Source organism: Pseudomonas sp. FW305-70 (assembly GCF_058783925.1).
This window is the reverse complement of the sequence record NZ_JBYSYZ010000032.1, coordinates 60,095-70,075: the sequence shown is the minus strand read 5'-3', so window position 1 is coordinate 70,075 and position 9,981 is coordinate 60,095. Positions and strand designations below refer to the sequence as shown.

Annotated in this window: 10 protein-coding genes; 1 reads left to right on the top strand and 9 read right to left on the bottom strand. The window is 60.5% G+C overall.

Annotated elements, in window-relative coordinates:
* Positions 1-275 precede the first annotated feature (275 nt).
* The 9 genes from AC3WN7_RS21150 to AC3WN7_RS21110 all read right to left on the bottom strand — a co-directional run bounded on the left by AC3WN7_RS21150 (position 276) and on the right by AC3WN7_RS21110 (position 7,735).
* Positions 276-1,286, bottom strand: coding sequence for a YeiH family protein (locus AC3WN7_RS21150; protein ID WP_102674826.1), 1,011 nt, complete (start codon positions 1,284-1,286; stop codon positions 276-278).
* Positions 1,283-1,609: a Rieske (2Fe-2S) protein gene (locus tag AC3WN7_RS21145; protein WP_015093598.1), complete on the bottom strand. Its 327-nt coding sequence runs from the start codon at positions 1,607-1,609 to the stop codon at positions 1,283-1,285. Before AC3WN7_RS21145 ends, AC3WN7_RS21150 begins: the two co-directional genes overlap by 4 nt.
* Complete coding sequence (locus tag AC3WN7_RS21140) at positions 1,606-2,268, bottom strand: DsbA family oxidoreductase (RefSeq protein ID WP_102674827.1); 663 nt, start codon at positions 2,266-2,268, stop codon at positions 1,606-1,608. The genes AC3WN7_RS21145 and AC3WN7_RS21140 overlap by 4 nt, the downstream gene beginning before the upstream one ends.
* A complete protein-coding gene (locus AC3WN7_RS21135) occupies positions 2,265-3,596 on the bottom strand; it encodes an MFS transporter (protein WP_102674828.1) in 1,332 nt (443 codons plus the stop codon). The genes AC3WN7_RS21140 and AC3WN7_RS21135 overlap by 4 nt, the downstream gene beginning before the upstream one ends.
* A gap of 92 nt (positions 3,597-3,688) precedes the next feature.
* Complete coding sequence (locus AC3WN7_RS21130; protein ID WP_095965801.1) at positions 3,689-4,741, bottom strand: beta-keto acid cleavage family enzyme; 1,053 nt, start codon at positions 4,739-4,741, stop codon at positions 3,689-3,691.
* An 88-nt stretch (positions 4,742-4,829) separates the two neighbouring features.
* Positions 4,830-5,678: a TauD/TfdA dioxygenase family protein gene (locus AC3WN7_RS21125; RefSeq protein WP_007979208.1), complete on the bottom strand. Its 849-nt coding sequence runs from the start codon at positions 5,676-5,678 to the stop codon at positions 4,830-4,832.
* Between the two features lie 13 nt (positions 5,679-5,691).
* Positions 5,692-6,672 carry a quinone oxidoreductase family protein gene (locus tag AC3WN7_RS21120; protein ID WP_015093595.1) on the bottom strand — a complete coding sequence of 327 codons (981 nt, stop codon included), beginning with the start codon at positions 6,670-6,672 and terminating at the stop codon, positions 5,692-5,694.
* Between the two features lie 107 nt (positions 6,673-6,779).
* Positions 6,780-7,043 carry a hypothetical protein gene (locus tag AC3WN7_RS21115; RefSeq protein ID WP_095965802.1) on the bottom strand — a complete coding sequence of 88 codons (264 nt, stop codon included), beginning with the start codon at positions 7,041-7,043 and terminating at the stop codon, positions 6,780-6,782.
* A gap of 113 nt (positions 7,044-7,156) precedes the next feature.
* The gene (locus tag AC3WN7_RS21110; protein ID WP_141249747.1) at positions 7,157-7,735 is read right to left on the bottom strand and encodes a hypothetical protein; all 579 of its coding nucleotides are present in this window, start codon (positions 7,733-7,735) and stop codon (positions 7,157-7,159) included.
* A 173-nt stretch (positions 7,736-7,908) separates the two neighbouring features.
* On the opposite strand from AC3WN7_RS21110, the gene AC3WN7_RS21105 reads away from it, so the two are divergent.
* Positions 7,909-9,828, top strand: coding sequence for an alkaline phosphatase D family protein (locus AC3WN7_RS21105; RefSeq protein ID WP_102674829.1), 1,920 nt, complete (start codon positions 7,909-7,911; stop codon positions 9,826-9,828).
* Positions 9,829-9,981 lie beyond the last annotated feature (153 nt).

Below are 9,981 nucleotides of genomic sequence, written 5' to 3'. Positions count from 1 at the left end.
CCCACGCTGAAACTGTAGGAGCCAGCTTGCTGGCGATGGACTCCAGTGCGCCGCGTTCATCCAGTTCACCCGCGTTAACGCTAACGACCATCGCTGGCAAGACAGCGCCTGCAAGCGACCACGTCCGAGTCCAAACCAGTGAAAGCAAAAAAAAACGGCGACTGCTGGTACAGTCGCCGCGAAAGACCGGTGTTTGTGACACCGGTCGAGAGCCCCACGGCATGAGGAGTCAACGCCGTGTGGCCCTGCCATAAAACCTGTGCGTGTCGAGGCGTTCAGAGCCCCCAGCGCAGCAGCAACAACACCAGCACGACCAGGAACACCGTCTCCCCCACCATCAGCAGGATCGGCTTGATCCCGACCGCCGCCAGCTCGCGCAAGCGGGTCTTCATGCCCAGGGCGCTGATGGAAATCACCAGGCACCAGCGCGACAGTTCGTTGACCGTGCCTTGCACCGCAGGCGCTATCCATCCAGTGCTGTTGATGCAGGCCAGGATCAGAAAGCCGACGGCGAACCACGGCAACAGCGGCGGGCGCTTGCCGGTGGGGTCGGCGCCTTGCATGCGGGTGATCATGGCGGCGGTGACGATCACCGGCAGCAGCATGGCAACACGCATCAGCTTGACCACCGTGGCCGTGTCGCCGGTCTCGGTCGACATGCTGTAGCCGGCGCCGACCACCTGGGCCACGTCGTGGATCGTGGCGCCGAGGAACACGCCCGCCACCTGCGGCGATAACTCTAGCCAGTTGGCGATCATCGGGTAGACGATCATCGCCAGGGTCGACAGCGCCGAGACGCCGATGACGGTAAACAGTGTGGCCCGCTCTTTCTGCGGATGGTTCGGCAGCGCCGCTGCCAGTGCCAGGGCCGCCGAGGCGCCGCAGATGGCGGTCGCGCCACCGGTGAGCATGCCGAACAGGCGCTGGAAACCCAGGGCCTTGGCCGCGACCACCGAGACACTGATGGTCACCACCACCAGGATCACCACCAGCGCAATCGGCTTCCAGCCCAGCGCGGCCATTTGCTCCAGGGTGATGCGCATGCCCAGCAGCGCCACGCCAATACGCAGCACCGTGCGGGCAGTGAACTCGATACCGGCCTTGCACGGGCCGTCATCGGCGAGAAAATTCAAGGCCATGCCCAGCAGCAAGGCGAACAGCATGACCGGTGCACCGTAATGCTCGGACAGGAACGACGCGGCGGCCGCCACGATCAGGCTGACGATAAACCCCGGTGCCAGTTCGCGCGTGCGACTGTGGATGCGGGTGAGAGCAATGGCGCTCATGGCGCGGCCTCCTCGGAAACGATGACGATAAACGCCTGGCCGTCGATGATCTCGACCGGGTAGTTGGTGACTTTGACTTGCCTGGAATTGAGCAAGTAACCGCTGTGTAAATCGAAGCGCAGGCCATGGGCGCAGCATTGAATCACCCGGCCCTCAAGGCGCCCGCCACACAGCGAAGCGCCCTGATGTGGGCAGCTGTCATCAATGGCAAACAGCTGCCCGTCGACGTTGAACAACGCCAGGCTTTTGTCCTCGAATTCGAACAGCGCCCGGCCACCGGCCTGCGGGTGTTTGCCGGCCGGCACGGGAATGCGCCGGGTCATGCTGGCTGCCGCTCGCGATCACTTTCCTTGAGGGCCTCGTTCATGGCCCCGAGCAGCGCCTGAGCAGGTTGTGCACCGATCACCGTCATGCGGTTGTCGAACTTGAAGCTCGGCACGCCACTGGTCGCGCCGGGGGATCCTTCAAACGGCGTGGCATCGCCCTTCAGGCAATCGAGCAGCCCTTCCGGAGCGACGCCGCAGGAGCGGGCAATGGCCAGCAAGGTCTCGCGGCAACCGAGGTTTTCGCGTCTCAGGAAATAAGCGGCGAACAGTCGTTCAAGCACCATTTCACGCTGACTGGCATTGCCCAGTTCGCTGACACGCTCGAACAAGCGATGGGCGTCTGCGGTGTTGGGCATCGTCTCGATACGGCTGAGGTCGATGGCCAGGCCAACCGCACTGGCCGCCTGCTGGACCTGCTTCTGGCGCATGGTCATGGCGTCGGCATTGCCCAGACGCTTGCGGTAGAAATCGGCGAAGGGTTCACCCTCTACCGGTATCTGAGGCAACAACTGCACCCCATGCCACACCGTGGTGATCTGCACGTCCGGGTGGCGACTGCGAAACTGCACCTGCGCATGCTCCAGTTGGCGTTTGCCGATCAGGCACCAGGGGCAGATAAAATCGAAAAACACATCAATACGTAAACGACGACTCACAACTTCACCTCTAAACCCGCTTCACCGACAGGGTCAGGCACGCTCTGACCCTGAAGCCGGGCAATATCTCTGTGGTAATGACACTTGGCATAAAAGAACACCGCCGCCGCCGCGAGGCTGACCAGTGGCACCAGTTGAAACGCGGCATGCAGACCGATGAGGTCGGACACCCGGCCGGTGATGAACGGCCCCGGTGCCAGCCCCAGCATGTTGTTGGCCAGGGTCAGCGTGGCGAACGCCGTACCGTGCACCGAGTAATGGGTCAGGTTGGCAACCATCGCACCGGCGGGGCCGGTGGTGCCTGTGGCAATCGCCATGCCCAGGCAGATCAGCAGCAGTTGCACTGGCCCTGCCTGCAAGGCAAACGCCGCCGACAACAGCAGGCAACTGCCCAGGCAGAAGCCGATGGCCAGGCTGACCTTGCGCTCCGGCGAGTTGCGACACAGGCGATCACTGAGCATGCCGCACAGGATCATGCCCGCACCGCTGCACAACACGATGACCGCCGCCATGCCGCCAGCCTTGTCGGTGGGCATGTCGTAGTAGCGGTTGAGGTAGCTGGGAATCCATACCATCACCGTGCCGCCGACGAACAACTGCAAGCCGCTGGCGATGTAGGTCGACACCACCGAACGGCTGGACCACAGCGTGCGCAGCGGACGCTTGACCGCGGCAGCCGTCTTGTTCGCAATCTGCGCGGCACGTTGTGGCGCAATGCGCGCTTCCTTGACGATGAGCGGATAAAGCATCGCCAGCACCAGGCCAAACAACGACATGCCGGCAAACGACCAGCGCCAGCCCAGCTTGGCGGCAATCGCACCACCCAACGCCATGCCCAACACCGAACCGAACATACCGCCAGCCATGAAGGCACTGGCCAGGGTGGCCCGCATGTGTTTGGGGAACACCGAAATCACCACCGCAATGCCCACGCTGCCGTAGGCGGCTTCGCCGACACCGACCATGAACCGTGCGATGAACATCTGCTGGTAGTCCTGCGCCAGCGCGCAACCCAGGGTCGCCACACTCCACAGGAACGCCATCAGCGCCAGGCTCTTGACCCGGCCGAAACGGTCCGCCATCAACGACAGGGGAAACGTCAGCAGGCCGACCATCAGGGCGACGATGCCGCTGAGCAGACCCAGCTGTCCGTCGCTCAACGCCCACTCAGTCTTGAGCAGGGGGAATACCGCGTTCAGTACCTGACGCGACATGTAATCGGAAATCAACAGGCCGAACGTCAAGGCAAAGACGATCCAGGCATATTGGCGCGCAACGCCGACTCCACTGGAGTCGTCATCGTCAGCGGCTATTGGGTGAAAGGCCATGCAGCCTCCTCAAGAGCTTTGTTTTATTTTTGTTATCAAGCGTGTAACGGTCAGGCGGACGAGAGGTCACGGCCTCTCGTCCCGACCCTCGGTCAACCGCGTTGCGGTACACCTTTTTGCCCAGCCTTGCGGTTGGGGGCCATGCCGTTGGCCAACAGGGTTTCTTCGATGGTTTCGTACTGCACGCCGATGCGGTAGATCTCGCGGGCTTCTTTGCCGGTGGCGATTTCGCGGCCCAGTTCGTGGGCGATGCGCACGGTTTGCCGGATCTGCGCCACCGAGCCGAAACGATCGCCCTTGTGATCAATGATAGTGTCTTCATTGCCCACGCGCGGGTGCATGCCCATGGCCATCGACATGGTGTTGAACGGCATGACGTTCTTGAGCAGCGATTCGGAGGTCAGGGTGCAACCGTCCGGCGCGCGGTGGATGAAGTTGAAGAAGTTGAACGGGTTCGGGCCGTCGAAGCCGCCGCCGATGCCGATCCAGGTCAGGTTCAGCGGGCCCTTGTAGATGCCCCTGCGCACCAGGCGCTCGAGGGTTTCCATGGCGTGCATGCCGGTCAACTGGAAGTGCGGCTGGATGCCGTTGTCCATCAGGCGCTTGAGGTGCTCGGCAACCCAGGCCGGACCTGCAGGAACGGTCATTTCGCTGTAGGCAGCCTGGGTCAGCGGATTGGCCAGGGAAGTGCCTTCCAGGTATTCCGGATACAGCAGCTCCATGATGTTCATCTGGGTGGTGTTGATCGCCACGGTGACCTGATCCGGCTTGGGGGTCAGCTCGGCCAGCATGTGGCGGGTGTCGTCGGACAGCCACTTGGCCGCTTCGCCATCGCTTTCCGGGGCGAAGGAAATCGAACCGCCGACCTGGATGATCATGTCCGGCACGGCTTCACGCACACCGGCGATCAGCTCGTTGAATTTCGACAGGCGCTTGGAGCCCTTGCCGTCCAGTTCACGCACGTGCAAGTGCAGAACCGTGGCGCCGGCTTCATAGCATTCGACCGCTTTCTGGACTTGCTCGTCCATGGTCAGCGGGATGTCTTCCGGGAAATCTTCCGGCATCCACTCCGGGCCGTACGGGGCCACGGTGATGACTACCTTTTCCATGTTTTCCGGGTGCAGCGAATCGTCGAAGAATTGCATGGTCTACTCCAGTTCTTATGATTGTCCCGCCCACCCGGGGTCGAGCCGGGCAGGCGTGTTTACGAGTGCGAATGCAGGTGGCGTTCGATCAGAACGTCTTGTCGCCGATGATCCCGGCACGTTCCATCTTGCGATGGCACGGCGGGTAATCCATGACGGCGTAATGCTGGGTACTGCGGTTGTCCCAGATGGCAATGCTGTTCGGCTTCCAGCGCCAGCGCACCTGATACTCGGGGATGTACGCCTGACTGATCAGGTAGCGCAGCAACTCGCCGGCGCCGGGGTTGGCGTCCTGGCCGAAGCGCACCCGCTCAGGGGTGTGGTAGTTGCTGAAGTGGGTGGTGAACGCGTTGACGAACAGCACTTTCTCGCCAGTTTCCGGATGGGTGCGCACCACCGGATGCTCGGCGTCCGGGTACATCGCCTTGAGCGCCAGGCGTTTTTCAATCGGCATCGCCGCACCGAAGCTCGCTTCGATGCTGTGGCGGGCACGCAGGTCGGCGATCTTGACCTTTACGTCTTCCGGCAAGTTCGCATAGGCCTGGACCATGTTGGTCCACATGGTGTCGCCGCCCACTGGCGGGCATTCCACGCAACGCAGCACGCAGCCCATCGGCGGTGCTTCGCGCCAGGTGGCGTCGGTGTGCCAGGCGTTTTCATAGCGGTCCATCGGCTGGTCCGGATTCTTGTAGATCCGCACCAGCCCAGGATGATCCGGATCACTGCCGGCCACCGGATGATCTTCCAGCTCGCCGAAGCGTCGGGCGAAGGCCACGTGCTCGGCGCGGGTGATGTCCTGATCGCGCAGGAACACCACGCGGTGCTTGAGCAACTGGGCACGAATCTCGGCAAACAGACCGTCGTCATGCACCGCGTCGGCCAGGTTGACGCCGATCAGTTCGGCGCCAATGCTGCAGGTCAATTGTTCGACTTTCATGGCTGGCCGCTCCTTAAACGACGAAAATCGAAGAGCCGGTCGTCTTGCGCGATTCAAGGTCGCGATGGGCCTGCACCGCGTCCTGCAAGGCGTAGTGCTGGTTGATCTCGATCTTGATCCGGCCGCTGCCGACGTGGTCGAACAACTCGCCAGCCAGGGCGGCTTTTTCGGCGGGGTCGCTGATGTAGTTGGCCAGGGCAGGACGGGTCAGGTACAGCGAACCTTTCATCGCCAGCATCACTGGGTCGAACGCCGGGATCGGTCCGGATGCGGTACCCACGCAGACCATCAGGCCACGGGGTTTCAACGAATCCAGCGAACCCATGAAGGTGTTCTTGCCAACACTGTCGAACACCACGTTGACGCCCACGCCGTCGGTCAGTTCGCGAACGCGAGCGGCGACGTCTTCATGGCTGTAATTGATCGTATGGTCACAACCGTGAGCCCGGGCGATTTCCGCCTTTTGTTCGGTCGACACCGTGCCGATCACGTTCAGGCCCAGCAACTTGGCCCACTGCGAAACGATCAGGCCGACACCGCCGGCAGCGGCGTGCAGCAGGATGCTGTCGCCGGCCTTGAAGTCGTAGATGCGGCGCATCAGGTACGAAGACGTCAGGCCGCGCATGGTCATCGCAGCAGCGGTTTCGAAGCTGATGGTTTCCGGCAGCTTGATCAGCGGCGCGGCCGGGATCAGGCGCTCGGTGCTGTAGGCGCCGAGGGTATTGAGAAAACCGGTGTAGGTGACGCGGTCACCGACCTCGACGTTGGTGACCCCTTCACCAACGGCCTGGACCACGCCGGAAGCCTCGACGCCCATGCCATTAGGCATAGGAATCGGATAGGTACCGTTGCGGAAATAGGTGTCGGCGTAGTTCAAGCCAACCGCCACATGACGCAGACGAACCTGGCCTGGACCGGGTTCGCCGACTTCGACGTCCTCGTAACGTAGAACTTCGGGACCACCGGTTTCATAAAAGCGTACGGCTTTGGCCATTTTTCTTATTCTCCAATCTGCAATATGGGCGTGTTGCATCGAATTGCGCTGATTGGACTGTAGGACGAGGCCTGTTGTGACGCTTCTCATCAGGCGACAATGGCTTTTCATTTCATGACAGGCGGGGCCGCTCCCTCCTTGCCGTCGCTCGGCTGGTCACTGTTTTTTTCGCCAGCGGCCGGTGCTTGCGGGCTGCCGAATCCGGCCTTGGCGTTTTCGGCCTTGCTCTTGTGGATATCGCACCCCTCCAGTTCGCTGACCTGGGTGCAACCGGACTGCTCAAGCTGTTTGCGGTACTTGTCGTTGATGGCATGGGCCGGGGATTGGGCTAACAGCAAAATGGCCAGGGCTGGCAGGAAGATTTTGTTCATTTCACGCGGCTCGAGGGGCTGGGGAGACATGGGTAATTATAGTGGATCAGCCATCGCGCCAAGTTTGGTGGCTGCAAAAGCAGCCACCAAACTTGGCTATTGAAGCGTTTTTATTACTTCACCAAAACCGTATCTGAGAATTTTACGGACTTTCCTTCCGCACCTTCACCGGACTTATTAATATTTTCAGCCAATTCAGTTACTCTCGAATCGGGCCGCAGGCTTGCCACATATGTATTGCGTAAGGTTTTAAGCGTATTAGCATCAAACTTTGCATCTTTGACATAAGAATCAATCCCTTTTATGATCAAATCCTTACTTTCGCAAGAACTATTGATCGCGAGGTCCTTATTAGCGCCGGCTAACACCAGATTATCTGCCATTTTGGCAAGGATCAGATTTGAGTCCGCTACGAGCTTTTCTTTCTCCGAGCTCGACAACTTCGAAAACTTCGGCAACTCCAACGAGCTCGACAGTGTGGTTTTTTCAAACGCCACGATTAACTTTTCGTAACCCTGTCTAGCAGACTTGAATTCCTCAAACATTTTATTTGCCAGCGCAACGTGTTGATCATCACTGAGAGTTACACGTCCTCCTGACAAAGATCCATTAACATTTGATATCCCCATAAAACTCATCACCTTTGAGAAATTTAAAATTATGCCTTCACCACTATTAAAATAGCCAGACAACTTAAACCTATGTCACCACACAATATTCATCTGTAAAAAAACGCTCATTTCTTTACATCATTCATCTTCTGATTCAGGCATACCCTTCCCCAAACAGCATGTAATGCTTAACAGGCAACAGAAACCATCTGCGGTATCATCGCCCGCCTGTGCGCCAAGAGCCTTGACCCCGGATGTCCGTACCCTTGCAATTACCTGAACATCAAACCTCATTGCCACCGGTCCTCGCCGGCCCGCTGCTGCGGCGGCTGGAGCCAACGCGCCTGGTGTTATGGCTGGTGGGATCGCGCGCACTGGAGTTGAGCCTGCGCTTGCAGGGCAGCGCCGACATCCGACTGGATACCGGGCAGTGCACGGTCATTGCGATAGGCAGCCATGCCTTCGTGCATTTGATCGATGTGTCGCTGGACGCCGCTCTGCCCTGTGACGAACGTATCGAATACGACCTGCTGCTGGAAGACGGCAAAGGTATCGCCGAATGGGCGCCGCACCTGCTGTATGGCGATGCGGGTTGCCCGAACTTCGTCCTGCGCGCACGGGTCGATCAGTTGCTGCACGGTTCTTGCCGCAAGCCTCACCACCCGGCGGCAGACGGCTTGCTCTGCGTCGACCGGTTGCTGGCGCAGGAGCATGCAGCCGAGGACCGCCCGGCACTGCTGATGATGACCGGCGATCAGGTCTACGCCGACGATGTCGCGGGGCCGATGCTGCGGGCGATTCACGCCTTGATCGAGCGCCTGGGCCTGTTCGGCGAGCACCTCGAAGGCGCTGTGGTCAGCGACAGCGCCAGGCTCTACGAGCATCCGGCCAGTTACTACCACCGTGCGGACCTGCTGCCGGCGCTGCAAAGCAATGAAACCCTGCGCGAGCGTTTCTTCGGTGGCGCACGCAAGCCGATCTTCACCAGCAGCAGTGCCGACAATCACCTGGTGACCTTCGCCGAGGTCATGGCCATGTACTTGCTGGTCTGGTCCCCAGTGCCCTGGACCCTGATCGCGCCCCTGGCACCGACGCTGACACCGGAACGGCTCAAGCGCTACGCCCTTGAACAGACGCGCATCGATGCCTTCACGGCCGGCCTTGGCAACGTCGCGCGGGCACTGGCGCATCTGCCGACGCTGATGATTTTCGACGACCACGACATCACCGATGACTGGAATCTGTCCGCCCAATGGGAGGAAACGGCCTACGGCCATCCGTTCTCCCGACGCATCATCGGCAACGCGCTGCTGGCGTACATGCTGTGCCAGGGCTGGGGCAACAACCCGGATGCCTTCGCTGCCGTGCTGGAGAAGGCCGCCGCGTTGAGCGCCAGTGGCGATGACCGCTACCTCGACAGCGCGGTCCAGGACGACTTGATCAATAATCTGCTGAAATTCCAGCACTGGCATTACGTGCTGCCGACCACCCCGGCCATGGTCGTGATCGACACCCGCACCCGGCGCTGGCGCAGTGAAATGAACCTCAAGCAGCCTTCCGGCCTGCTCGACTGGGAAGCCCTGAGCGAACTGCAACAGGAACTGCTGGACCACCCGAGCGCGATCATCGTTTCGCCGGCGCCGATCTTCGGCGTCAAACTGATTGAAACCGTGCAGCGGGTCTTCAGCTGGTGCGGCTATCCACTGCTGGTGGACGCGGAAAACTGGATGGCCCATCGCGGTGCGGCCCAAGTGATCCTGAACATTTTCCGCCACTCGCGCACGCCGGGTAACTACGTGGTGCTGTCGGGCGATGTGCACTACTCCTTCGTCTATGAAGTGCTGATCCGCCACCGCAAGGCCGGGCCACGCATCTGGCAGATCACCAGCAGCGGCATCAAGAATGAATTTCCCCCCACCCTGCTCGAGTGGTTCGACCGCCTCAACCGCTGGCTGTACTCACCACGCTCGCCGCTGAACTGGCTGACCAAACGTCGACGCATGCGCATCGTGCCGCATGTCCCGGAACACGCCGAAGCCGGAGAGCGGCTGTGGAACTCGGCGGGGATCGGGCAGGTGTTCTTCAATGACCTGGGACAACCGCAGATGATCTATCAGCACAACGCCAACGGCTCCCCGAAGACCCGGATGATTGCCCCGCAAGACGATGATTGAGTATGAAGACAGCCTTAGGCATTCCCGGGAAACTGTAGGAGCCGCGGTCGCCGCTCGATTGCCGACGATGGATTCAAATGTACCGTGTTGTTCCGGTTCACACGCGTTATCGGTAACAGCCATCGCTGGCAAGCCAGCTCAAGAGACCGCGTC

What these genes read in the sequence shown, in the direction of transcription:
- AC3WN7_RS21150 (WP_102674826.1), bottom strand. Translation starts at nt 1,286, where the DNA reads ATGAGCGCCATTGCTCTCACCCGCATCCACAGTCGCACGCGCGAACTG.
- AC3WN7_RS21145 (WP_015093598.1), bottom strand. Translation starts at nt 1,609, where the DNA reads ATGACCCGGCGCATTCCCGTGCCGGCCGGCAAACACCCGCAGGCCGGT.
- AC3WN7_RS21135 (WP_102674828.1), bottom strand. Translation starts at nt 3,596, where the DNA reads ATGGCCTTTCACCCAATAGCCGCTGACGATGACGACTCCAGTGGAGTC.
- AC3WN7_RS21130 (WP_095965801.1), bottom strand. Translation starts at nt 4,741, where the DNA reads ATGCAATTCTTCGACGATTCGCTGCACCCGGAAAACATGGAAAAGGTA.
- AC3WN7_RS21125 (WP_007979208.1), bottom strand. Translation starts at nt 5,678, where the DNA reads ATGAAAGTCGAACAATTGACCTGCAGCATTGGCGCCGAACTGATCGGC.
- AC3WN7_RS21120 (WP_015093595.1), bottom strand. Translation starts at nt 6,672, where the DNA reads ATGGCCAAAGCCGTACGCTTTTATGAAACCGGTGGTCCCGAAGTTCTA.
- AC3WN7_RS21115 (WP_095965802.1), bottom strand. Translation starts at nt 7,043, where the DNA reads ATGAACAAAATCTTCCTGCCAGCCCTGGCCATTTTGCTGTTAGCCCAA.
- AC3WN7_RS21105 (WP_102674829.1), top strand. Translation starts at nt 7,909, where the DNA reads ATGTCCGTACCCTTGCAATTACCTGAACATCAAACCTCATTGCCACCG.